Raw genomic sequence first — 20,963 nt, forward strand, 5'->3', positions numbered from 1 at the left:
TCACCTTCAAAAACGGCCTCGAATACTTCCACGCCGTTGCAGCAGGATGGAGCCTTAGAGATATGTGCATGCCCTAGCGTAAGAACGGGGCGAGGGAGCGCACCTGCGCTAGGTGATGCAGCTTGCCTACTGCTCCGGCCGCGGCTCGGGCTGCGCCTCCTCAGTAGGAAGCTTTGCGCGCTCCCAGCCATCGGTGCCATCGGGATACCAGGCGACGTTGTAGCCATACGCGAGCGCGCGCTTGGCGGCGTTCCAGGACATCCAGCAATCGGCCAGGCAATAGATCACGAGCAGCGCGGTCTTATCGCCGTGTGATGCACGCGCGAGGCCGCGCTGGAAATAGTCGTCCATGGCGGGCGGCAGCGTGCCGTAGCCAGTATCCGGCAGCCAGATGCTGCCCGGGATGTTTTTGCGCGGCGCCTCGCGCCAGACGGTACCCGCGGGAAGGTTCTTCGGCTTCGGCGCGCGCGGCAGCACGTCGATGAAGGCGCCGCTCTTCGCGTGCCAGATCGCCTCGGCTTCTGACGTCGACAGCACGCGCGCGCCGCCGAGCGTCGCCGGCACGGGCGCGCGATAGTTGTCGGTGCGATAGCCCTCGGGCTCGAACGGCTCCTGCTGCTGCGCAACGACCGGCGCCACCAGCATGGCGGCGACCAGCGCAACGGCAAGAGGCCGCTTCATGGCGTCTTCCTCATGGCGTCTTCTTGGCCGTCTCCGCGCCGAGCGGCCGATCGCTCTCGTCCAGCAGCGGCACGCCAAAGTCGAGCAGGATCTTGTTGATCTCGCCCTGGTTCTCCTGGATCAGCTTGTTCAGCTGTCGCTTCCAGTTTTGGTCGGCGCCACGCACGCCCATGCCGATGCGATAGACCAGCTTTGGCCCGGTGGTTTCCTTCACCAGCGGCGTGACATGAAGCGATCCCGCCTTCTTCGCGTAGAACCCTGCCATCGGTCCCCACAGCACGCCGGCATCGATCTTGCCGGCCGTAAGGTCATCGATCATGGCCTGCGCCGAATTGTCGTAGCGCGTGTCGATCATCAGCGGATAGGGCTTTGCATCACCCATCAGTCCCGCGATGGCCATGTTGGTCGCAGGCGGCGTGCCGGCGACGATGCCGACATGCTTGCCCTTCAATCTGGTATCCTCGAGCGTGTCGACCTCCTCCAGCCCGCTGCCTGCTTTCGCGACCAGGGCATAGCTCGTGCGGTAATAGGGATTGGTGCCTTGCACGAGGTCGTCGCCTTGGGGGAAACCCATGATGACGTCGCAGCGATGCGAGCCGAGCGTCATGCGCACGAAGCCGGTGGCTTGCGGAAAAAAGACATAGTCGAGCTTCTTCTGGAGCTTGTCCGCAAACAGCTCGGCAAGCTTGTTCTCGAACCCCTCGCCCTTCTCGTTCGAGAACGGCAGATTGCGCGGGTCGGAGCAGACGCGCAGCACCTTGGGATCGACCAGCTCGAAGGAGAGGTCACCCGTCTCGTTGGTCTGCGCGATGGCGACATCGCCGAATGCCCAAGACGCAACCAGGATACTTAGTGAAAGCAACCAGCGACGATGTCGTCCGGCCTCCGTCATCGCGCTTCCTCCTAGGCTTGTTTGAATGCTAGCCATGCAACGCATGACGCGCCATGTTTTGCCAGACTGTGTGCTGGCTTTTCTTTGTTGCAGTGCAATGCGCGCAAACCCTTTGAACTGAGGCGGAAAAGTGTCTCGCATCGCTCTCGTGATCGCAGCCTTGTCCCTCCTGGTGAAAGCGACGCTAGCATGCGCCGCAGCGGCCGAATTGCCTGTGAGCGAAGTCGCACCCGGAATCTTCGTACACTCCGGGACCATCGCGCTGATGACCCGCGAGAACGAGGGCGACATCGCCAATGTCGGATTCATCGTGGGCGAGGATGCTGTGGCGGTGATTGATACCGGCGGTAGCGTTCGCGAGGGCGAGGCGCTGCTGGCGGCGGTGCGGGCCCGCACCAGCAAGCCGATCCGCTACGTCATCAATACCCACGGCCATCCCGACCATGTTTTCGGCAATGCGGCCTTCGCCATCGGGGACACCATTTTCGTCGGTCACAGCAGGCTGCCGCGGGCGCTCGCGGCGCGCGGGCCGTACTATCTCGACAATTTTAGGCGCATCATGGGCGACGAATTGATATCTCCCGTGAAGATCGTGCCGCCCACAATGCTCGTCACGGACACCCTGACGCTCGATCTGGGCGCGCGCCGCCTGACCTTGCGGGCCTGGCCGGCCGGGCACAGCGATAATGACCTGACCGTGTTCGACGAGACGACGAAGACGCTGTTCACTGGCGACCTCGTCTTCCTCCGCCATATTCCGGTGATGGACGGCAGCATTCGCGGCTGGCTCGGCACCCTCGGGGAACTCAAGAGCATTCCGGCGCAGCGCGTCGTTCCCGGTCACGGACCCGTGAGCGAATGGCCTGCGGCGCTGACCGATGAACGGCGCTATCTGACGGCACTGTTGGCGGACGTCCGGGCATCGAACAAGAAGGGCGAGCCGATCCGAACCGCCGCAGACAAGGCGGCCGCCTCGGAACGGCCGCACTGGGAGCTGTTCGACGACTACAACGCCCGCAACGCAACCGCAGCATTTTCGGAAATTGAATGGGAGTAGCGGACGCGCTACGATGCGCGAAACGTTGCTTCGTCCGCGGGACCAAGACCATGACGGGATGCACGCGCCGACTGCCTCTGATCGCCCTGCTCCTCGGCATTGCATTCGCCGTGCCGGCGCAAGCGGAAGAGGCTTACGATCCCTGGCCGGGCCTGGTGCAGGACATCTTCAGTAACCGTCCGATGAATGACGGCGGCAACGTCATTGGCATCGAGATGCCGTATCGCGCCGAGGACGCGGCCATCGTGCCGGTGACCCTGCGCAGCAAGCTCTCGCCTGGCGATGCCCGCCGCATCCGTTCGATCACGCTGGTGATCGATCGTAACCCCGCGCCGATGGCAGCGAAGTTCGAGCTCGGGCCGGATGCCAACGTCACCGAAATCTCGACGCGCGTGCGCGTCAACAATTACACCGACGTCCATGCGGTGGCCGAGCTCAGCGATGGACAGCTCTATGTCTCGAAGGTCTATGTAAAGGCTTCCGGCGGCTGCTCGGCACCGGCGGGGAAGAATGCCGAGGAAGCCCAGAACCGGCTCGGTCAGATGCGCTACCGCCAATTCGCGCGCGAAGAGGCCCCGGCGAGCCGCATGCGGGAGGCGCAGATCATGATCGGCCACCCCAACAATTCCGGCCTGCAGATGGATCAGGTCACGCAGCTTTACATTCCCGCCTTCTTCGTCAACCAGCTCAAGCTGACGCAGGACGACAGCCCCGTGCTCTCGATGGAAGGCGGCATCTCGATCTCGGAAGATCCCAATCTGCGCTTCACCTATGTGTCCAACGGCGCCAGGCGTTTTCGCGCGGAAGCCAAGGATACGGACGGACACGTGTTCCGCAACGAGTGGGATGTGGAGAAGCCGGGGACGTGAGGGCGTCCATTATCCTCCCTCAATATCCCTCGCCCCAACGATACTGCCATGCGATACCGACAGCTGTCAGTTCGCTTCCCGTGCGGCTGGTGATGCCGGTGCTGGCTGAGAGCTTGACTGAGTTTTGTCGATCGATCGGAAACGCAACCGTCACGCCCGCGCGCGAGATGGCCTGCTCGTTGTCGTTTTTGATGCCGTTGAGGGTCGTGCTGCCGCCGGCGAAATACAGTCCGTCCAGCGCCATCCATATGCCGGACTGGAACGTGTAGATGACATGTCCCTGCACCGCATAGATCGGAGCCTGCGAGAACGTCTTGCCGCCGAAGAAGTCGGTGTTGTCGCTGAAGAAGGTCACGCTGGGGGCGAGCTCGACGGTCCATGGTCCCCATGCCTTTGAAACTCCCAGCTCGGGCCGGAACGACCAACGGTTGCCGCCGAGGTTAAGCAGCTTGGTGCTGTCATATTGCCCGAGGGGCGCGGAGACCTGAAGGCTTACGCCCACGATCAGATCCTGGTGGTAGCTGGCGAAGTCCTTCGCCGAGAGCGCGGGAGCCCCAAACAGGTTGACCGAGACACGAAATCGCGGATCGCCCAGACCGGACATCTCTCGTTCGCGCGGCTCGCCGTTGACGAGCCCATGCGCGGCAAACGACGATGTCGGCACGATCGCATCGAACTTGGCCGACTGGCCAGCGACGTCGAAGGACCGAACATAGGCCACTACGCCGGTATCGGAGCGAAATGTGGCATCGGCGATCGCGGTGCTGGGATCGAACGCGAGCTTGCCTTGGGCGTAAACGTAGCCCGAGATCAGGAAATTCAACCCGACAGGCGTATTCGAATACGATCGCGGCTCGGCCTCCTGCGCGCTCGCATTCGAGACCGCCGACAATGCGGCGATCATTCCCAATGCCGGGCCGAGCGGGAACCGTCTTGCGCGACGCGATCGAGGCGCATCGGCGTTTGCATCATCGATGATGGGCGCATCACCAATCGCCCGGTGCACTCCAACGCCGTGCCGGTCCATCGAGATATCCTACCAAGCAAGCCCGTCGGATCATACCATCGAAGCTCCGCTGGCGACCTTGACGAGGGAAGCGAAGCAGCGCGGCACAGTCAAAAACACCTCACCTCGGCTTCCGCCTGCGCGCGCCTGAGGTCATTCACCGCGGAATTCGCCTGCTCCGACGTGCGGAACTGGACGCCGAGATTGCCGCGGACCTGGGACATGCTGAGCGCGGTTTCGGCGGTGACGTAGCGCTCATAGGACACGATCGAGGCCACAACGTCGATCGAGCAGGAACATTGCTCGATCGCCTGACGGCTCTCGCCATTGGCCTTCATGCAGCCATAGACATACTCGGCACGCGCCGACGTGGGATAATCATTGGCCTCTTCAGCCTGCGCGGCGAGCGCGGGCGCAGCCCACACCGCCAATGCGGCGACAATCGGTCGTAGCTGTCCGGCCAGATTCATGAGCGTCCTCCCGCTGGTTGCGACGGAAGCTATGCTATGCGTATTGTCCTGAAAAGCACTCTATCAGAGGAAACGGCTCACAAGGTGATGAGAGCATTTGGTCGATCATTGGCGCTCGCGGTGACGCTGGCGCTGACACTCGCCGGGTCCGGCCGCGCCGCGGATACCATCCGCCTTGCGGTGCAGAAGACCGGAACATTCTCCTGGGAGCTGGCCGCGATGCGCGCCGGCGGCCTCGACAAGGAGGCCGACCTGTCGCTCGACGTCACCGAGCTTGCGAGCCCCGAGGCCGGCAAGATCGCGCTACGCGCCGGCAATGCCGACATCATCCTGTCCGACTGGCTGTGGGTGTCGCGCGAGCGCACGCTCGGCGCCAAGCTCACCTTCTATCCCTATTCCAGCGCGCTCGGCGCGGTGATGGTGCCGGCCTCCTCGCCGATCAAGTCGCTCGCCGATTTGAAGGGCCGCAAGCTCGCCGTCGGCGGCGGTCCCATCGACAAGAGCTGGCTGCTGCTCCAGGCGCGCATGAAGCAGGACGGCATCGACCTGAAATCGGAGGCGACCATCGTCTATGGTGCTCCGCCCCTGATCGCCGCCAAGGCGCTCGACGGCGAGATGGATGCGAGCCTCAACTTCTGGAATTTCTGCGCGCAGCTGGAGGCCAAAGGTTTTAGACGCCTCGCCGGCATCGAGGACATCCTGCCGAAGCTCGGCGCCAAGGGCGCGGTCTCCGCAGTCGGCTATGTCTTCGACGAAAGCTGGGCAGCAAGTCACCGCGAGGCGGTGGCGCGCTTCATCGCGATGACGCGCAAGGCCAAGCAGCTGCTGGTGACCTCGGATGCCGCCTGGGACAAGATCGCACCGCTCACCGGCACGAGCGATGCCACCCTGCTCAAGACCTATCGCGAGCGATATCGCGACGGCATTCCGCGCCGGGGCATCGATGACGAAGAAAAGGACGCGCGCGTGCTCTACCGCGTGCTGGCCGAGACCGGCGGCCGCGACCTCGTGGGCCCGGCTGCCGAGCTCGATCCCGGCACGTTCTATCACGCAGTTCCCGGAGACTGAGGTGCTGCGCCTTCTGTCGTTTGCCCTGTTGCTCGCGATCTGGTGGACAGCCGCGCTTTTCGTCGGCGCCGCAAAGCTCCCCTCCCCGCCCGCCGTGCTCGACGTCGTCATCGCGGAAGCATCGAGCGGCGCGCTGTTCCTGCATCTTGGCGCCACGCTCGCCCGCGTAAGCCTCGCCTTCGTGCTGGCGATGTCACTCGGCAGCGCCATCGGCTATCTGATGGGACGGGTGAAGCTCGCCGACCGGCTCGGCGATCCCTGGCTGATCCTGCTGCTGAACCTGCCCGCGCTGGTCGTGATCGTGCTCGCCTATATCTGGGCCGGGCTCACTGAAGCCGCAGCGATCGCGGCGATCGCCATCAACAAGCTGCCGACCGCCATCGTCACCCTGCGCGAGGGGGCGCGCGCGCTCGACCGCTCGCTCGACGAGATGGCGAGCGTGTTCGCGATGCCGCGCTGGCGCGCCTTCCGCCACGTCGTGCTGCCGCAACTGGCGCCCTATATCGCAGCCTCAGCCCGCTCCGGATTGTCGCTGGTGTGGAAGATCGTGCTGGTCGCCGAACTCCTGGGCCGGCCGAACGGCGTCGGCTTCGAGATCGGCGTCGCTTTCCAGCTGTTCGACACGCCGCGGCTGCTGGCCTATTCACTTACTTTCGCCGCCGTCGTGCTCGTGATCGAGACCGCGCTGGTGCAACCGTTCGAAGCCCGCGCAACACGGTGGCGACCCCGTGCGGCTTGAGGTCGATATCACAGGCAAGAGGTTCAAGAGTGCCGCGGGCGGGACGCAGCAGGTGCTCGCGCCGGTTAGCTTCGCGCTGCAATCCGGCGAGGTCGGCGTGCTGATCGGTCCGTCCGGCTGCGGCAAGAGCACGATGCTGCGCATCATCCTTGGGCTCGACCGCGATTTCGCGGGGCGCGTCTCGCGCCCGCCGGAAGCGCGGATCGGCATGGTTTTCCAGGAGCCACGGCTGCTGCCATGGCGCTCGGTCGAGCAGAATGTGCGGCTTGCGGCACCCGATGTCACTGACGCCAAGCTCGCCGAGCTGTTCAGGATCCTGGAGCTGGAGGCGCATCGCAGCCATTTTCCCGGCGAATTGTCACTGGGGTTGGCCCGGCGCGTTGCGCTGGCCCGCGCCTTTGCGGTGGAGCCCGATCTGCTCGTGCTCGACGAGCCCCTCGCCTCGCTCGACGACGCGCTCGCCGGCCGTTTGCGCGACGAGATCGCGACGCTGGTAGCGCGCCGTCCGGTGATGACGCTGCTCGTCACCCACAGCCTGGATGACGCGATCCGGCTCGGCGACCGCCTGTTCTTGCTGTCGCCGCGACCGGCGCGAATCGTTCGGGAGGTGCCGATTGCCATCCCGCGCGCGGAGCGCAGCGAGGCCGAACTCGGCAGGATCAGGGCCGAGCTCGCGGCGTTGCAGCTTGAAACGAAATGAGAACTCATGGTCAACTGGACCAACGACATCTTCGCGGGAGGTTTCTCATGCGGCGCACGCTGATTGCGATCGGCATCCTGTTGGTTGCGATGCCGGGCGCGGCGCTCGCGCAGACCAAAGGCAAGGGTATCCGGCTCTGGAATCTGACGACGGAGACGATCTCCGGCTTCCAGCTCTCACCGGCCGGGAAGACCGAGTGGGGGCCGAACCAGTGCTTGAACGACAAGGACAAGGAGGTCGACCACGACGAGCGGCTGCGCATCACCGGCGTCGAGCCTGGCCGCTACGACGCCAAGGTCAGCTATCCCAATGCACGGCAGTGCATCGTGCGCGACATCGAGATCAAGGCGGATGCGGTGTTCTCGATCGCCGACAAGGATCTGAAGGACTGCAGCAACTAGCGCGGGCTGCGTTACGAGCGTTTTCCCCTCATGGTGAGGAGCGCGGAACGCGCGTCTCGAACCATGCAGGCCCGTCTGTCGCCTGCGGCCGTCCTTCGAGACGCTTGCTTCGCAAGCTCCTCAGGATGAGGACCTAAGCCAGTTGCGACCGGCAACGCAGCTCAGGGCTTCACGGCTTCACGCCTTGTCGTTCGGATGCGGATATTCGCAGCGCCACCGCACCGCCTGCCACTTCGGATGGTCGCCGACCCATTGCGCGATATAGGGCGGCGCAGCCATCGCGCATTGCTTCGGCGACCCCGCATAGTTGAACACCAGATGCTGCTCCTCGCAGGTCGCAGGCGAGAGCAACGCACACACAGTCACTACCAGGTCGATCGGGTTCATGCCGGGATCCTCGCAGAGGCGATGAAGATTAGCACAAAAAGTTACGCTCCGAGGAGCCGGAAGTTTCAATCCGGTGGAACAAACGGGGGCTTTTTCCTCTCCCTGCACGCGCGGAGAGGCGAAGAGCGCGCCTAGAAATTGACGCCGAATATGACCCTTGCCTGGTGGCGCTCGAAATTGACGAGATCAAGATTGCCGCCCGATCCGGCCGGACGGCCCCAAGCCTGCATGCTCCAGCTCATGGTCAGGCGCGAGCGCTCGGAAAGCTGGAAATAAGCGGTCGGGCCGACAAAGAGGGCCTGTCCTGCGAACTCGCCGAGGCCGATGCCTTCGTACTCTCGGAAGTAGCGCACCTCGCCGCCGAGCAGCACATCGGGCCGCACGCGCACCAGGCCGGCGAAGGCCGCGCCGATGGTCGAACTCTTTTCGGACAGTCCCGCTATCTCGAAGCGCGCCCATTCGGGCTGATAGATCAGGTTGAGCGCCCCGATGGCGAAGTTCGGGATCAGCTCGCGATCGAAGGCGAGCGTGAAATCGGTACCGTACATCCGGCCTTTTGCGCCAGAGGTCTCGTCGATGCGGTCGCCATGGAGTTCGGCGGCGACAGTCAACCCGAATGGCGCGCGCTCGCGATCGAGCAGGCGATAACGCAGATCGAGCGAAGCGCCCTGAAAATTGAACTGGCGGCGATCGCCGATATCGGGGACGCCGGTGATGTCGTGCAGCGTGGCCGTGCCGCCGACCTCGATGCGGAAGTTCGGCAGCGGCACGATCTCGATCTCGACCTCCTGCGAGAGGGCGCGATAGGTCCCGCCGCCTTTGCCGAATCGTCCTGTCGTCTGGGTCTGGAATTCGCGCTCGCCGGGATTGCCGACATCGGTGCCGATCATGAAGCCGAAGATGTGCTCGGTATCAAAGCCCTCTTCGGCGCTGACGCATGCCGGCGCGAGCGCGACGGTGCAGGCGGCTATGGTCCAGAATGTAAGGGCTCTCGCGCGCATCCCCGACACTACCACGGCTTCGACGGTGGTTGCCATCGAAGCCGCGGCAGGTCGTCAGTCTTACTTGTGGTCTTACTTGCGCAAAGCGCAGGCGTACATGTTGATTTCCATGCCGACCGGCACTTCCACGATCTTCGGAGCTTTCCAGGCCATTCGGGGACTCCCAAGGGATTGAGCGCGACATCGCGCCGGCCAAAACCTAGGGCTGCGTCAGGGACAACGCAAGTCGGGAATCGCGCCGTTGACACAGCGAACTGTCGCATCGCGCTTGCAAATTTCTCTCTCGGGCAACTCGCCTTCGCTCCCAGTCAAGGGTCGCAGTTCTCACCACAACAAGCGCAGCAGCGCGCGGCCGGCGCGCGAGTTCAGCTCCTTCGCATCCAGCGTTCCATCCTTATCGGGATTCGCCGCGTTGAAGCGCTGCTCCACCACCGAGAGATATTCGTCGAGCGTGAGAGTCCCGTCGCGATCGGGATCGGCGGCGGCGAGTTCTTTCGCCGTTAACCGTCCGCGCAACTCGCGGGCGTCGAGCGTGCCGTCGTGATCGGGATCGAGCTTGGTGAACAACGCGGCCGCCCCCTTCTTCACCTCGGCAAGATCGAGCGTGCCGTCATTGTCGGTATCGAACGTCTTGACCGCGTTGCCGGAGGCCGACCAGGCCGGACCAGACAGCAGTGCAATCGTGAACGCAAGTGCAACAGAGCGACGCGATATCATGAAGACCTCCTTGACCAAGACGCCGATTCGAACCGGATCGAAGCGACATAAGTCCACAAGCGAGCCTCGGTTCAAGCCCCGAATTGCAGCCTGCGCACCGCACAACTTGCTGAACCTGTCGGCCCGACCGCTGCCGTCGCGCACGCGCTCTGCTCCGTGCCGCGGAATTTCTTCAGCGCCTGCGCACAAGTGAGCCTTGCTTGTCAGGTCTCCGTCAGGTGACGACATCCGGGCGCCCACCATATCGGCGTCGCGATTGCGACTTTCGTATTGACGCGTTTTGCATTCGGGCGGAGTGTTGCTGTCGCAGCGTCAATAGGCGCGCATATTGGGAGGGACGGATGAAACGCTTTGCGATGGCCGCGAGCCTCGTCATGCTTGCATCGACTTGTGCAAATGCACAAACTAGCGAGCAGCTGGTCAAGGGTGCGACCGATACATCGAACGTTCTCAACTACGGGATGGGCTACAATCTCCAGCGCTTCTCGACGCTGAACCAGATCAACAAGGACAGCGTCAAGAACCTTGTCCCGGTTTGGAACTACTCTTTCAACGACGATCGCAGCGAGGAATCGCAACCACTGGTCTACCAGGGCGTGATCTACGTGACATCGCACAACGCGACCATGGCGGTCGACGCCAAGACCGGCAAGCAGATCTGGAAATCCAAGGTCGAATATCCTGCCGAAACGCCGCGCATCGTCTGCTGCGGCATCATCAATCGCGGCGCAGCACTCTATGAGGGCAAGGTGTTCCGCACCACGCTCGACGCCAACGTGATCGCGCTCGACGCCAAGGACGGCAAGGAGCTGTGGCGGCAGAAGGCGGCCGACATCAAGGAAGGCTATTCGATGACGGTGGCGCCGCTCGTCGCCGACGGCGTCCTGATCACCGGCATCTCCGGCGCCGAGTTCGGCACCCGCGGCTTCATCGACGGCTGGGATCCGGCAACGGGCAAGCACCTGTGGCGGACCCATTCGATCCCCTCGCCCGACGAGCCCGGCGGCGACACCTGGAAGGGCGATACCTGGAAGCTCGGCGGCGGCTCGACCTGGATTACGGGCTCCTATGATCCCGAGCTGAACACGGTCTATTGGGGTATCGGCAATCCCGGCCCGTTCAATTCCGCAGTGCGCCCGGGCGACAACCTCTACACCTGCTCCGTGCTGGCGATGGATCCCAAGACCGGCAAGATCAAGTGGCACTACCAGTTCTCGCCGAACAATCCGTTCGACTATGACAGCGTGGCCGAGATGGTCCTCGCCGACATGAACGTCGAGGGCAAGCCGACCAAGGTGTTGATGGACGCCAACCGCAACGGCTTCTTCTACGTGCTGGACCGCACCAACGGAAAGCTGCTCGCGGCCAATCCTTACGTGAAGGTCAATTGGGCGACCGGAATTGACATGAAGACCGGACGTCCCATCGAGACCGACGTCGCGAAGGATGCGCGTGAGGGCAAGAAGGTGACCGTCTATCCGTCGATCCTCGGCGGCAAGAACTGGGAGCCGATGTCGTTCAATCCGCAGACCGGCCTCGCCTACGCCAACACGCTCGCCTTCGGCGGCAGGTACAAGACCGAACCCGCCACCTTCAAGCAGGGTGAATGGTATCTCGGCATGGACCTCACCGATCTCTGGGAATGGGGTGACGGCCCGCGCGGTCATCTGAAGGCGATCGATCCCATGACCGGCAAGGCGAAGTGGGAAGCGCCCAGCGACATCCCGCGTTTCTCCGGCGTGCTGTCGACCGCGGGCGGCGTCGTGTTCTCGGGCGCGTTGACCGGCGAGTTCGAGGCCTTCGATGCCGACACCGGCAAGAAGCTCTGGCAGTTCCAGACCGGCTCGGGCATCGAGGGACAACCGGTGACCTGGCAGCAGGACGGCGTGCAGTACGTCGCGGTGACGAGCGGCTATGGCGGCGTCTACTCGCTGTTCTCTGGCGACGAACGGCTGGCCAAAGTGCCGCCCGGCGGCTCGCTTTGGGTTTTTGCGGTCAAGCAATAACCACGGCACGATGCTGAGAAAGCTATCTCACAAGACGGTGGCGATCCTCGCCACCGTCGCGGTGCTGACGGTCGCGCTTGCGGCGACCGTTCGTGCCGCGGATGATTCAACCGGCAATCCCGTGCAGGCACAGATCGACCACGGCAAGTCGACCTATGCCGAGAAATGCTCGCACTGCCACGGCCCCAACATGATGAACCCCGGCACCATCACGCCGGACCTGCGCGCCTTCCCCGACGACAAGACGCGCTTCGTCACCACCGTGAAGAACGGCAAGAACAACAGGATGCCGCCCTGGGCCGACATTCTCAGCGACGAGGAGATCGGGAATCTCTGGGCCTTTATCTCGTCGAGCCGGAGAAAACCATGAGGCGCTGGCTGGCCGCTTGGAGCATTGCTGCGATCCTCGCGGCGGCGGCCGCCACTGCGCGCGCGGCCGCCGATCCGCTCAAGATTTGTCTCGACGAGGACCGGCCACCGCTGTCGGTGCACCACAAGGGCATGCCGGGCTCGGGTTTCGACGTGTTGCTGGCGCAGGCGATCGCCGATCGGCTCGGACGGCCGCTGACGATCCAGTGGTTCGAGAGCAAGCTGGATGAGGATTCGAGCCCACAGCTCGAGGCCAATGCGCTGCTGTCCGACGGGCGCTGCTCACTCGTCGGCGGCTACGCGCTCACGACGGACTCCCTCGTCAAGCCCGGCATGAAAACGGCGCGCTTGCCGGATTTTGCCGGCGCCACGCGCGACGACCGGCGCCGCCGCGTCGCGCTCGGCGTGCTCGCGCCGAGCCAGCCCTATGTCTACTCGCCGATGACGGTCGTGCTCGGGCCGAAGCCGCGGGGTCGCAAGATTGACGACATTGGCGACCTCGCCGGCCTGCGCCTCGTCATCGAGAGCGGCTCGCTTGGCGATGCGATCCTCATGACCTTCGACAAGGGGCGCCTGATCGATGACATCACGCATCTCGTCCCCGGCCGCGATGATCTCCTCGGTGCACTTGCCCGTGGTGACTATGACGCGACGCTGATCGATCTCGGCCGCCTAGACGCCCATCGCGCCGCGCACCCCGATACGGCGATCACCGCGTCCGGCTACTACTATCCGATCGGGGCCAATCGCGGCTACGTCGGGCTGGCCAGCGATCCCGCGCTGATCGACGCCGTCAACAAGGCGCTGAGCGGGCTTGCTGCCGAGGGCAAGATCGCCGAATTCGGCACGCAGGCGGGGCTGACCTATCTGCCGCCACGTGAGCCTGCGATCCTCGGTGACGTCTGGATGAAGATCATTCAGCGCTAGTCGAATGGATACCTGGCGCGCCTAGCGCAGCCCTGGAATGCGCCAATCTGTCTCGCCAGCCACCCATGGCAGAGGCGACCCGATGCAGTACCGTCGGCGACAACCCGGAGAGAATCATGTCCGCAAAACTCGATCGACGCCGCTTCATCGCCGCCGGCACCACCACACTCGCGATGCCTTTCGTCTCGCGCGGCGCCTCGGCGCAAGCTGCGTGGCCATCGCGGCAGATCCGCATGATTTGCAGCTATCCCGCCGGCGGACAGACCGACCTGCTCGCGCGCGCCTATGGCGAATTCATTGCCAAGCAAGTCGGCAAGACCGTCGTCGTCGAGAACAAGCCCGGTGCCGCGGGCGCGATCGGGACGGCGGAGGTCGCCCGCGCGGAGCCCGACGGCCACACCATCCTGTGCTCGATCTCGACCACCTACATCATGAACCGGGTGGTGATGAAGACTCCGGGCTACGACATGGACAAGGATTTGACGCTGGTCAGCGTCATTCCGGGCGCCGGCCTGTTGCTGGTCGCGAACCCGAAGACCGGCGTCAAGACGCTGGAGGATTTCGTCGCCTTTGCGCGCAAGAGCGGCAAGGTCAATTTCGGCACCTATAGCGCGGGCTCGGCCCCGCATATGACGGTCCACGAGCTCAACAAGCAGTATGGCCTTGCTATCGAGCCGATCCACTATCGCGGCGAAGCCCCGATGTGGACGGGCATGCTGGAAGGTACGCTCGATGTGGCCATGGGCAGCTACACGGCAGCGCAATCGGTTTTGCAGAGCGACCGTGGCACCGTGTTCGCGGTGCATTCGAAGAAGGTCGACGCCATCCCCCATATCAAGACGCTCCCCGAGCAGGGCGCGACGTCGAAATTCTTCACCGTCAGCGGCTTCTCAGGTTGGGCCGTGCCGAAAGCGACACCGCAGCCGGTCGTCGACCGCCTGGCGGAGCTTTGCGTCGCTGCCAACAGCGATCCGAAGGTGAAGGAGGTGCTCAACACGTTCGTGCTCGAATCCGCGATCGGCTTCAAGGAAACCAACGCCCTGTATCAGCGCGAGCTGCCGATCTGGATCGAGAGCGCGCGGTCGCTCGGCCTCGAACCCTCCTGAACCGCGAGGCAGACGGCTTTCGCGGCGCGGCATCCGAGCAAAGCCTGGTGCCGGAGACGCATTTTCCCGCTATGATTGTGCGACGCCGGCGGGAAGGTCTCACCGGCGCGGAAAAGAAAGGCCGATCCCATGACACCGGATGGCGTTGCCGTAGCCGTCATGATCATCCTGCTCTTTCCGATGGGCTATTTCACGCTGGCGTCTCCAGCCTTCCTGCTGGTGAAGCTGGATATCCAACCCGTCGCCCAGCTTTTGCGCGGAATGTTCAATGCGCATTTTCTGGTGATGCGCGTTGCGGGAATTATCGGAGCGGTAGCTTTCCTGCTCGACGGTCGTCTGGTCGCCGCGATGGGCGTTGGCCTCCTCGCAGCCTTGGCGATCTACGGACGCCGCTGGTTCATGCAGCGGATGGATGAACAGCTCAGCGCCAGGGACGCCGGCGATGCCGAGGCCCCGCGCCGGCTACGCCGACTGCATTGGAGTGGAATGCTGGGCAACGCGGTGTTGCTCGTCGCTCTCCTGACCAGCATTCCCTACATCGCCATCTCGGCATGAGAGACATCGCGGGCGCGTGACGGTCAATCGTCGTCGTCGACGCCGAACCTGGCGTTTGCCTAATGCTCGTCCGCCGCAACCGCGCCCTGTTGCGCCTTGTGAATCGAGGACGGCACCACGCCGAAATATTTCCGGAACACCCGGCTGAAATGCGATGAGCTGGAGAAGCCCCAGGAGAACGCGACGTCGGTGATGGTCTTGCCGGCGTGGGCCTCGAGCTCCTGGCGGCAATTCTGAAGACGCGCCTGCCAGATGTAGTCGCTCACCGTGGTGCCGCGCTCCGAGAACAGCATGTGCAGATAACGCTTCGAGCAGCCGAGTTCGCTAGATATCTGGTCGATGCATAGATCCGGATCGCGCAAACGCTCGCGGATGAAGAACTGCGCGCGCACATAGGTCGCTTCGGGCCCCACGCGATCGAGCATCGTGTCGGCCTCGCGCAGCGGCAGAAGCAAGAGGTCGATCAGCGAATCGGCGACGCCGACCGCACTGTTTGCCGACAGCTTGGCCGCCTCGTCGAAGGTCGCATGCACGAAATCATGGGCGATCCGCCCCGTCCCCGTCCGTGAGGTCAATTTGCAGGCGGGCATCCGCTGCGAAGGGAATCCGCGGTCGCGCAGCAGCGCCTTCGGCACGATCACCACGTCGTGGCGCGTGAAAGCGGGGCTGATGATCGAATGCGGACAGGAGACGTCATAGGCGATGATGTCGCCCGGATTCAGCTCGATGTGGCGGCCTTCCTGCTCGAAATAGGACACACCGTAAGTCTGGAAGTGGATCTTGATATACGGATGTTCATTGGCCTTGGCGCGCGCCAGCGTGTGCGCGATGCGATGCTGGCTGACCTCGATCTGGCAGAGCTTCAGGCGCGAGACGCTGGTGTAGTCGATGCGGCCTTCGAGCGAAGACGCTTCCAGCGGATCGACGTCGAAATGTCCACACAGGCTGGTCAGCCCGTCGATCCAGCTTTGGATCTGACGTTTCGGCGTCATGCCCGTCGTCGAGAGCGTGTGAATTGTGTCGGACATTAATCCAGCCACTGGTTTGATCCGGAGATTTGACGCGAATCGCGAGCCGCGCTGCCGGAGCCCTGAACCGTGATTGCGTGACGTTTACCTCGATTTTGAGCGATCTTCTAGAACGAGCGCCATCGTTCCATTGCCACCCTTGTAAGTTAATCCTCCGCCTTAGTTGCAGCGCCGTCAAGGGGAACCTGAGCGTTGATGGCGCTCCCAAAGCGCTGCGGAAGCAGCTGAATTCGCTACTGCAAAATCAAAAACTTCCTACCCGTGCGCTGTCAAGCAAACCAGCTTCTCTCTTGGGCAAGTTTCCCGATAGCGAAGTCGTTAGGGATTGTATCAGGAACAACAAGAACGGGCCGCTCCGCACGTGGACCCGTGGCTCTCATCAGGAGGAGGAAACACCACAGCATCGTTTCTGGTCCCAATCGTGACCGCCCTGCACGAGCAGACGCCGGACGAAAAGCCCGGCGATTAAGCAATGCTTCGGAAACAATAAACGAGACCAATGGAGGAATGACTATGCGCAAGGTACTACTCGCGGCCTATCTTGGCTCCGCGGCGGCTCTCGCCGTCGGCAGCGCGTCGGCCAACGATGAAGTGCTCAAGATGTCGCAGAACCCGAAAGACTGGGTGATGCCGACGGGCGACTACGCCAACACCCGCTATTCCAAGCTGAACCAGATCAACGCACAAAACGTAGGCAAGCTCCAGGTCGCCTGGACCTTCTCGACCGGCGTGCTGCGCGGCCACGAAGGCGGCCCGCTGATCATCGGCAACATGATGTACGTCCACACGCCGTTCCCGAACAAGGTCTACGCTATTGACCTTTCCAACGAGAACAAGATCGTCTGGAAGTACGAGCCGAAGCAGGATCCGAACGTCATCCCCGTGATGTGCTGCGACACGGTCAACCGCGGCTTGGCCTATGGCGACGGCAAGATCTTCCTGCATCAGGCCGACACCACGCTCGTTGCGCTCGATGCCAAGAGCGGTCAGGTGGCATGGACCGCGAAGAACGGCGACGCCAGCAAGGGCGAGACCGGTACTTCGGCCCCCATGGTCGTCAAGGACAAGGTGCTGATCGGCATCTCCGGCGGCGAGTTCGGTGTTCAAGCCCATATGACCGCCTACGACATCAAGACGGGCAAGCTGGCTTGGCGCGGCTACTCCGAAGGGCCGGATGATCAGATCCTGGTCGACGCAGAGAAGACCACCGCGCTCGGCAAGCCGATCGGCAAGGACTCCAGCCTCAAGACCTGGCAAGGCGATCAGTGGAAGATCGGCGGCGGGGCGACCTGGGGCTGGATCTCCTACGACCCCGAGCTGAACCTCGTCTACTACGGATCGGGCAATCCCTCGACCTGGAATCCGAAGCAGCGTCCCGGCGACAACAAATGGTCGATGACAATCTGGGCTCGCAACCCTGACACCGGCAAGGCCAAGTGGGTCTATCAGATGACGCCCCACGACGAGTGGGACTATGACGGCGTCAACGAGATGATCCTCTCGGACCAGTCGATCAACGGCCAGCCGCGCAAGCTGCTGACGCATTTCGATCGTAACGGCCTCGGCTATACGCTCGATCGCGCCACCGGCGAGCTTCTGGTCGCCGAAAAGTACGATCCGAAGGTGAACTGGACCTCCGGCGTCGACATGGACAAGAACTCGCCGACCTACGGCCGCCCGAAGGTGCTCGACTCAGCTTCGACCGACAAGGCGGGCGAGGACCACAACGTGAAGGGCATCTGCCCGGCCGCGCTCGGCACCAAGGACGAGCAGCCGGCAGCCTACTCGCCGGACACGCAGCTGTTCTACGTTCCGACCAACCACGTCTGCATGGACTACGAGCCGTTCAAGGTGAGCTACACCGCGGGCCAGCCCTATGTGGGTGCAACGCTCTCGATGTATCCGCCGCAGGGTGAAACCCACATGGGTAACTTCATCGCCTGGGACGGCAAGACCGGCAAGATCGTCTGGTCGAACAAGGAGCAGTTCTCGGTCTGGTCGGGCGCGCTCGCAACCGCAGGCAACGTGGTGTTCTACGGAACGCTCGAAGGCTACCTGAAGGCAGTCGACGCCAAGACCGGCAAGGAGCTCTACAAGTTCAAGACTCCCTCCGGCATCATCGGCAACGTCACCACCTATGAGAACGGCGGCAAGCAGTATGTCGCAGTGCTCTCCGGCGTGGGCGGCTGGGCCGGCATCGGTCTGGCGGCAGGCCTGACCGATCCGACCGCCGGCCTCGGCGCAGTCGGTGGCTACGCGGCGCTCAGCAACTACACGGCACTCGGCGGTACGCTGACCGTGTTCTCGCTGCCCAACTAGGCCTCTCAGCATCGCTCCGGCGCGTGGATCAACTCCACGCGCCGGCTCGTCTCACAGAATGCCTTCCGAGGAAAATCTCTTGCGTAAAATCTGCTCTGCCATTGCTGCGATGTTCTTGGTCGCGTCCGGGGGAATTGCCGTCGCGGACGGCTCAGGTGATCCGACCGCCGTCAAGCAGAACGAAACCGGCGAATGGTCCGACAAGGAAGGCAACCCGACCTACAAGATCACTGACGGATCCGTCGACTGGTACACCTATTCCGGATACCGCCGCTATCACTCGGACTGCCATGTGTGTCACGGCCCGGATGGCATGGGCTCGACCTACGCCCCGGCGCTGAAGGATTCGCTGAAGACGATGAGCTATGCCGATTTTCTCGGCGTCGTCGCCTCCGGCCGCAAGAACATCTCGACTGCCGCAGAGAACGTGATGCCGGCCTTCGGCGATAACCCGAACGTCGCCTGCTACATGGACGATCTCTACGTCTATCTGCGCGCCCGCTCCAACGAGGCCTGGGGCCGCACAAGACCTAGCAAGCACGAGGACAAGAACGACGCCTATACCAAGAACGAAGATTCGTGCATGGGCAAGAAGTGAACGTGCGGAGCCCGACCAGGACCTGGTTCCTGGCGCCCTGCTGGAATTTGAGGAGTTTAAGATGAAAACACGTGCCGCAGTCGCTTTCGAAGCCAAGAAGCCGCTCGAGATCGTCGAAGTCGATCTGGAAGGACCAAAGGTCGGCGAAGTCCTGGTCGAGATCAAGGCGACGGGCATCTGCCATACCGACGCCTACACGCTCGACGGCTTCGACAGCGAAGGAATTTTCCCGTCGATCCTGGGCCATGAGGGCGCGGGCATCATCCGCGAGATCGGCCCTGGCGTGACCTCGGTGAAGCCGGGCGACCATGTCATCCCGCTCTACACGCCGGAATGCCGGCAATGCAAAAGCTGCCTTAGCCGGAAGACCAATCTCTGCACCGCGATCCGCGCGACCCAGGGCAAAGGCGTAATGCCCGACGGTACCAGCCGTTTCTCCTACAAGGGCAAGCCGATCTACCACTACATGGGCTGCTCGACCTTCTCGAACTTCACCGTGCTGCCGGAGATCGCGGTCGCCAAGATCCGCGAGGACGCGCCGTTCGACAAGAGCTGCTACATCGGCTGCGGCGTCACCACCGGCGTCGGCGCCGTCGTCAACACCGCCAAGGTCGAGCCGGGCTCGAACGTGGTCGTGTTCGGCCTCGGCGGCATCGGCCTGAACGTGATCCAGGGCGCCAAGATGGCTGGCGCGGACAAGATCATCGGCGTCGACATCAACGACTCCAAGGAGGAATGGGGACGCCGGTTCGGCATGACCGATTTCGTCAATCCCAAGAAGATCACCGGCGACATCGTCCCGCATCTCGTGACCCTGACGGACGGAGGCGCCGACTACACCTTCGACTGCACCGGCAACACCACAGTGATGCGCCAGGCGCTGGAAGCCTGCCATCGCGGCTGGGGCACCTCGATCATCATCGGCGTTGCCGAATCGGGCAAGGAGATCGCGACCCGCCCGTTCCAGCTCGTCACCGGGCGAAACTGGCGCGGCACCGCCTTCGGCGGCGCGCGGGGCCGCACCGACGTGCCGAAGATTGTCGACTGGTACATGAACGGAAAGATCCAGATCGACCCGATGATTACCCACACGCTCAAGCTCGAAGACATCAACAAAGGCTTCGACCTGATGCATGAGGGCAAATCGATCCGTTCAGTCGTCGTGTTCTAGCTCGAAAAGCGTCACCCCAAGGAGGATCGACCCATGACTGTTGCACTCCATCCCTCGATCGATAACGGCATCAAACACGGCAGCGGCAGCTTCGCCGGCGGCACGCTCGCATGCAAATGCAGCGACCATCAGGTCAAGGTCGCCGTCAAGGGCGACGTCGCTCATAATCACGCCTGTGGCTGCACCAAGTGCTGGAAACCGCAGGGCGCGAATTTCTCCGTCGTCGCCGTGGTACCCCGCCAGAACGTCACCGTGCTCGAGAACGGCGACAAGCTCCAGATCGTCGATCCATCGGCGGTGATCCAGCGCCACGCCTGCAAGGCCTGCGGCACGCACATGTACGGCCGCATCGAGAACAAGGGTCACCCGTTCTACGGCCTCGACTTCATCCACCCCGAACTGTTCCAGGAGCAGGGTTCGCAGGCGCCGCAATTCGCCGCCTTCGTCTCGTCGGTGATCGAATCGGGCGTGAAGCCGGAGCAGATGGGCGGAATACGGGCTCGGTTCAAGGAGCTTGGGCTTGAACCCTATGACTGCCTGTCGCCGGCGCTGATGGACGCGATCGCGACCCACGTGGCGAAGGCCAAAGCTGCCTGAGCAGAGGCCGCCTGAGTAAAGGGCCGCCTAGGCAAAAAGGCCGCCTGACGTTTGCCGCGCCCCGCCCGCTCGCTGGTTCCACCACACCCAGCGAGCGGACGGAGCCGGCCCGGGACAATCGCGGCGATGCCGCCGCTTCTCGGCTGCGCTTGTGTGGGGGCCGTCAGCTCCCTCAGTCCTGGTCTCTGAATGACTGCGCAGGGCTGCCGGCTTCCTGCTTGAAGTTCGCGGCGCCTGCGTTTCTCCCTCCCTCGACTGAGGCATCCTGCTTCGTCCGCACAGGTCTTCTGGCGGACGAA

The 20,963-nt window shown here is 63.3% G+C and carries 24 protein-coding genes; 15 read left to right on the forward strand and 9 right to left on the reverse strand.

The window, feature by feature from the left end; all coding sequences use genetic code 11:
* Nucleotides 1-126: 126 nt before the first annotated feature.
* Both AC0L2J_RS13880 and AC0L2J_RS13885 read right to left on the reverse strand, forming a co-directional pair.
* Nucleotides 127-681, reverse strand: a complete 555-nt coding sequence (locus tag AC0L2J_RS13880; protein ID WP_007612941.1) for a PQQ-dependent catabolism-associated CXXCW motif protein — start codon at nt 679-681, stop codon at nt 127-129.
* A gap of 10 nt (nt 682-691) precedes the next feature.
* Nucleotides 692-1,573: a substrate-binding domain-containing protein gene (locus AC0L2J_RS13885; RefSeq protein WP_063995426.1), complete on the reverse strand. Its 882-nt coding sequence runs from the start codon at nt 1,571-1,573 to the stop codon at nt 692-694.
* 130 nt (nt 1,574-1,703) lie between these two features.
* Between AC0L2J_RS13885 and AC0L2J_RS13890 the strand changes: the two genes are divergently transcribed.
* Both AC0L2J_RS13890 and AC0L2J_RS13895 read left to right on the forward strand, forming a co-directional pair.
* Complete coding sequence (locus AC0L2J_RS13890) at nt 1,704-2,630, forward strand: quinoprotein relay system zinc metallohydrolase 2 (protein ID WP_473250883.1); 927 nt, start codon at nt 1,704-1,706, stop codon at nt 2,628-2,630.
* Between the two features lie 50 nt (nt 2,631-2,680).
* The gene (locus tag AC0L2J_RS13895) at nt 2,681-3,499 is read left to right on the forward strand and encodes a quinoprotein dehydrogenase-associated SoxYZ-like carrier (protein WP_007612951.1); all 819 of its coding nucleotides are present in this window, start codon (nt 2,681-2,683) and stop codon (nt 3,497-3,499) included.
* A gap of 19 nt (nt 3,500-3,518) precedes the next feature.
* On the opposite strand, the gene AC0L2J_RS13900 is transcribed toward AC0L2J_RS13895, so the two are convergent.
* Both AC0L2J_RS13900 and AC0L2J_RS13905 read right to left on the reverse strand, forming a co-directional pair.
* Entirely contained in the window at nt 3,519-4,526 is a 1,008-nt protein-coding gene (locus tag AC0L2J_RS13900; protein ID WP_007612953.1) for a transporter, read from the reverse strand.
* An 89-nt stretch (nt 4,527-4,615) separates the two neighbouring features.
* Nucleotides 4,616-4,975, reverse strand: coding sequence for a hypothetical protein (locus tag AC0L2J_RS13905; RefSeq protein WP_007612964.1), 360 nt, complete (start codon nt 4,973-4,975; stop codon nt 4,616-4,618).
* A gap of 87 nt (nt 4,976-5,062) precedes the next feature.
* Here AC0L2J_RS13905 and AC0L2J_RS13910 point away from each other — a divergent pair, with 87 nt between their 5' ends.
* The 4 genes from AC0L2J_RS13910 to AC0L2J_RS13925 are packed head-to-tail and all read left to right on the forward strand — an operon-like array spanning nt 5,063 to nt 7,883.
* On the forward strand, nt 5,063-6,043 hold the full coding sequence (locus AC0L2J_RS13910) for an ABC transporter substrate-binding protein (protein ID WP_035974296.1): 981 nt from the start codon (nt 5,063-5,065) through the stop codon (nt 6,041-6,043).
* A 1-nt stretch (nt 6,044) separates the two neighbouring features.
* The gene (locus AC0L2J_RS13915; RefSeq protein WP_007612967.1) at nt 6,045-6,782 is read left to right on the forward strand and encodes an ABC transporter permease; all 738 of its coding nucleotides are present in this window, start codon (nt 6,045-6,047) and stop codon (nt 6,780-6,782) included.
* Nucleotides 6,772-7,482 (forward strand): ABC transporter ATP-binding protein, encoded by a 711-nt coding sequence (locus AC0L2J_RS13920; protein WP_007612968.1) that lies wholly within the window; start codon nt 6,772-6,774, stop codon nt 7,480-7,482. Before AC0L2J_RS13915 ends, AC0L2J_RS13920 begins: the two co-directional genes overlap by 11 nt.
* A gap of 47 nt (nt 7,483-7,529) precedes the next feature.
* Nucleotides 7,530-7,883, forward strand: coding sequence for a hypothetical protein (locus tag AC0L2J_RS13925; RefSeq protein WP_007612969.1), 354 nt, complete (start codon nt 7,530-7,532; stop codon nt 7,881-7,883).
* A gap of 177 nt (nt 7,884-8,060) precedes the next feature.
* Here AC0L2J_RS13925 and AC0L2J_RS13930 read toward each other — a convergent pair whose 3' ends face one another.
* The 4 genes from AC0L2J_RS13930 to AC0L2J_RS13945 form a co-directional block, all read right to left on the reverse strand.
* Nucleotides 8,061-8,270: a hypothetical protein gene (locus AC0L2J_RS13930; protein WP_007612970.1), complete on the reverse strand. Its 210-nt coding sequence runs from the start codon at nt 8,268-8,270 to the stop codon at nt 8,061-8,063.
* A gap of 131 nt (nt 8,271-8,401) precedes the next feature.
* Nucleotides 8,402-9,307 (reverse strand): hypothetical protein, encoded by a 906-nt coding sequence (locus AC0L2J_RS13935; protein ID WP_007612971.1) that lies wholly within the window; start codon nt 9,305-9,307, stop codon nt 8,402-8,404.
* Nucleotides 9,308-9,343: 36 nt separating this feature from the next.
* On the reverse strand, nt 9,344-9,424 hold the full coding sequence (pqqA, locus tag AC0L2J_RS13940; protein WP_018460299.1) for a pyrroloquinoline quinone precursor peptide PqqA: 81 nt from the start codon (nt 9,422-9,424) through the stop codon (nt 9,344-9,346).
* A gap of 171 nt (nt 9,425-9,595) precedes the next feature.
* Nucleotides 9,596-9,988: an EF-hand domain-containing protein gene (locus tag AC0L2J_RS13945; RefSeq protein WP_473390714.1), complete on the reverse strand. Its 393-nt coding sequence runs from the start codon at nt 9,986-9,988 to the stop codon at nt 9,596-9,598.
* Between the two features lie 341 nt (nt 9,989-10,329).
* Here AC0L2J_RS13945 and AC0L2J_RS13950 point away from each other — a divergent pair, with 341 nt between their 5' ends.
* The 5 genes from AC0L2J_RS13950 to AC0L2J_RS13970 all read left to right on the forward strand — a co-directional run bounded on the left by AC0L2J_RS13950 (nt 10,330) and on the right by AC0L2J_RS13970 (nt 14,951).
* On the forward strand, nt 10,330-11,994 hold the full coding sequence (locus AC0L2J_RS13950) for a methanol/ethanol family PQQ-dependent dehydrogenase (protein WP_063995418.1): 1,665 nt from the start codon (nt 10,330-10,332) through the stop codon (nt 11,992-11,994).
* A 10-nt stretch (nt 11,995-12,004) separates the two neighbouring features.
* Nucleotides 12,005-12,364, forward strand: a complete 360-nt coding sequence (locus AC0L2J_RS13955; protein WP_473390718.1) for a c-type cytochrome — start codon at nt 12,005-12,007, stop codon at nt 12,362-12,364.
* Nucleotides 12,361-13,290, forward strand: a complete 930-nt coding sequence (locus AC0L2J_RS13960; protein ID WP_473390722.1) for a substrate-binding periplasmic protein — start codon at nt 12,361-12,363, stop codon at nt 13,288-13,290. The genes AC0L2J_RS13955 and AC0L2J_RS13960 overlap by 4 nt, the downstream gene beginning before the upstream one ends.
* 116 nt (nt 13,291-13,406) lie before the next feature.
* Complete coding sequence (locus tag AC0L2J_RS13965) at nt 13,407-14,396, forward strand: Bug family tripartite tricarboxylate transporter substrate binding protein (RefSeq protein WP_063995416.1); 990 nt, start codon at nt 13,407-13,409, stop codon at nt 14,394-14,396.
* Nucleotides 14,397-14,525: 129 nt separating this feature from the next.
* On the forward strand, nt 14,526-14,951 hold the full coding sequence (locus tag AC0L2J_RS13970; protein WP_473391027.1) for a hypothetical protein: 426 nt from the start codon (nt 14,526-14,528) through the stop codon (nt 14,949-14,951).
* 59 nt (nt 14,952-15,010) lie between these two features.
* Here AC0L2J_RS13970 and AC0L2J_RS13975 read toward each other — a convergent pair whose 3' ends face one another.
* Nucleotides 15,011-15,979 carry a helix-turn-helix domain-containing protein gene (locus AC0L2J_RS13975; protein WP_473390725.1) on the reverse strand — a complete coding sequence of 323 codons (969 nt, stop codon included), beginning with the start codon at nt 15,977-15,979 and terminating at the stop codon, nt 15,011-15,013.
* Between the two features lie 513 nt (nt 15,980-16,492).
* On the opposite strand from AC0L2J_RS13975, the gene xoxF5 reads away from it, so the two are divergent.
* The 4 genes from xoxF5 (at nt 16,493) to gfa (ending at nt 20,664) form a co-directional block, all read left to right on the forward strand.
* Nucleotides 16,493-18,298 (forward strand): lanthanide-dependent methanol dehydrogenase XoxF5, encoded by a 1,806-nt coding sequence (xoxF5, locus tag AC0L2J_RS13980; protein ID WP_007612979.1) that lies wholly within the window; start codon nt 16,493-16,495, stop codon nt 18,296-18,298.
* 109 nt (nt 18,299-18,407) lie between these two features.
* The gene (locus tag AC0L2J_RS13985; RefSeq protein ID WP_007612980.1) at nt 18,408-18,896 is read left to right on the forward strand and encodes a c-type cytochrome, methanol metabolism-related; all 489 of its coding nucleotides are present in this window, start codon (nt 18,408-18,410) and stop codon (nt 18,894-18,896) included.
* A 61-nt stretch (nt 18,897-18,957) separates the two neighbouring features.
* Nucleotides 18,958-20,067, forward strand: a complete 1,110-nt coding sequence (locus AC0L2J_RS13990) for an S-(hydroxymethyl)glutathione dehydrogenase/class III alcohol dehydrogenase (protein WP_007612981.1) — start codon at nt 18,958-18,960, stop codon at nt 20,065-20,067.
* Nucleotides 20,068-20,100: 33 nt separating this feature from the next.
* Nucleotides 20,101-20,664, forward strand: a complete 564-nt coding sequence (gfa, locus tag AC0L2J_RS13995) for an S-(hydroxymethyl)glutathione synthase (RefSeq protein WP_473390729.1) — start codon at nt 20,101-20,103, stop codon at nt 20,662-20,664.
* Nucleotides 20,665-20,963: the final 299 nt, after the last annotated feature.

It is taken from the genome of Bradyrhizobium sp. MV1.5 (assembly GCF_055807615.1).

Bases quoted from the DNA above. Each gene is read 5' to 3' on its own strand.
- AC0L2J_RS13880 (WP_007612941.1), bottom strand. From the start codon at position 681: ATGAAGCGGCCTCTTGCCGTTGCGCTGGTCGCCGCCATGCTGGTGGCG.
- AC0L2J_RS13885 (WP_063995426.1), bottom strand. From the start codon at position 1,573: ATGACGGAGGCCGGACGACATCGTCGCTGGTTGCTTTCACTAAGTATC.
- AC0L2J_RS13895 (WP_007612951.1), top strand. From the start codon at position 2,681: ATGACGGGATGCACGCGCCGACTGCCTCTGATCGCCCTGCTCCTCGGC.
- AC0L2J_RS13900 (WP_007612953.1), bottom strand. From the start codon at position 4,526: ATGGACCGGCACGGCGTTGGAGTGCACCGGGCGATTGGTGATGCGCCC.
- AC0L2J_RS13905 (WP_007612964.1), bottom strand. From the start codon at position 4,975: ATGAATCTGGCCGGACAGCTACGACCGATTGTCGCCGCATTGGCGGTG.
- AC0L2J_RS13910 (WP_035974296.1), top strand. From the start codon at position 5,063: ATGAGAGCATTTGGTCGATCATTGGCGCTCGCGGTGACGCTGGCGCTG.
- AC0L2J_RS13925 (WP_007612969.1), top strand. From the start codon at position 7,530: ATGCGGCGCACGCTGATTGCGATCGGCATCCTGTTGGTTGCGATGCCG.
- AC0L2J_RS13930 (WP_007612970.1), bottom strand. From the start codon at position 8,270: ATGAACCCGATCGACCTGGTAGTGACTGTGTGTGCGTTGCTCTCGCCT.
- AC0L2J_RS13935 (WP_007612971.1), bottom strand. From the start codon at position 9,307: ATGGCAACCACCGTCGAAGCCGTGGTAGTGTCGGGGATGCGCGCGAGA.
- pqqA (WP_018460299.1), bottom strand. From the start codon at position 9,424: ATGGCCTGGAAAGCTCCGAAGATCGTGGAAGTGCCGGTCGGCATGGAA.
- AC0L2J_RS13945 (WP_473390714.1), bottom strand. From the start codon at position 9,988: ATGATATCGCGTCGCTCTGTTGCACTTGCGTTCACGATTGCACTGCTG.
- AC0L2J_RS13950 (WP_063995418.1), top strand. From the start codon at position 10,330: ATGAAACGCTTTGCGATGGCCGCGAGCCTCGTCATGCTTGCATCGACT.
- AC0L2J_RS13955 (WP_473390718.1), top strand. From the start codon at position 12,005: ATGCTGAGAAAGCTATCTCACAAGACGGTGGCGATCCTCGCCACCGTC.
- AC0L2J_RS13960 (WP_473390722.1), top strand. From the start codon at position 12,361: ATGAGGCGCTGGCTGGCCGCTTGGAGCATTGCTGCGATCCTCGCGGCG.
- AC0L2J_RS13965 (WP_063995416.1), top strand. From the start codon at position 13,407: ATGTCCGCAAAACTCGATCGACGCCGCTTCATCGCCGCCGGCACCACC.
- AC0L2J_RS13970 (WP_473391027.1), top strand. From the start codon at position 14,526: ATGACACCGGATGGCGTTGCCGTAGCCGTCATGATCATCCTGCTCTTT.
- AC0L2J_RS13975 (WP_473390725.1), bottom strand. From the start codon at position 15,979: ATGTCCGACACAATTCACACGCTCTCGACGACGGGCATGACGCCGAAA.
- xoxF5 (WP_007612979.1), top strand. From the start codon at position 16,493: ATGCGCAAGGTACTACTCGCGGCCTATCTTGGCTCCGCGGCGGCTCTC.
- AC0L2J_RS13985 (WP_007612980.1), top strand. From the start codon at position 18,408: ATGTTCTTGGTCGCGTCCGGGGGAATTGCCGTCGCGGACGGCTCAGGT.
- AC0L2J_RS13990 (WP_007612981.1), top strand. From the start codon at position 18,958: ATGAAAACACGTGCCGCAGTCGCTTTCGAAGCCAAGAAGCCGCTCGAG.
- gfa (WP_473390729.1), top strand. From the start codon at position 20,101: ATGACTGTTGCACTCCATCCCTCGATCGATAACGGCATCAAACACGGC.